Raw genomic sequence first — 564 nt, forward strand, 5'->3', positions numbered from 1 at the left:
CCTCGTCGGCCAGCTGCGGCCGGCGCACCGACCCCGGGCCGCGGGGTGCGCGTGTGGGTGAAGCCATTGCCTCTCCTATCGTTCTCTCGCGCATCGACCCGCTCCCGGGAAAGGACGAATACGACGCGGCCGGTGGCCTTTTCGCTTTCCTGCCCACCCGGATCGGGCGTGTACGGCCGCGTGCGCCGACGAGGGGTTGTCGACGCGGGATGCGCGGCCTAGTGTGAAACCCATTACCAGGAATCACATCAAATATATGTGATGTGATCGGCCAAGGAAGCGGCGCCAATGACCCAGGAACTCATCCCCACCGAATCGGTAGGCGAAGTGGCCACCACGTTCGCCAGCCTCGACCCGCGCAACGGCAACGTCCTCGCCGAGTATCCGATCGCCACCACCGCCGACGTCGCCGAGGCGGTCGAGCGTGCGCGCACCGCCGCCCGGTGGTGGGACGCTCAGGGCTTCCGCGGACGCCGCGACTGGCTGCTCGAATTCAAGAAGGCCGTCGCGTCCGACGCCGACTCCCTCGCCTCCGTCGTCTCCGCCGAGACCGGAAAGCCGCAC

The 564-nt window shown here is 68.1% G+C and carries 1 protein-coding gene; it reads left to right on the forward strand.

The genetic code is table 11. The features are described 5' to 3' along the window. Positions 1-288 precede the first annotated feature (288 nt). Positions 289-564 (forward strand): aldehyde dehydrogenase family protein (locus A8G15_RS29060; protein WP_156665635.1); only part of this gene is annotated, 276 nt, incomplete at its 3' end.

Source organism: Rhodococcus phenolicus, assembly GCF_001646785.1.
Taxonomy (GTDB): Bacteria; Actinomycetota; Actinomycetes; order Mycobacteriales; family Mycobacteriaceae; genus Rhodococcus; species Rhodococcus phenolicus.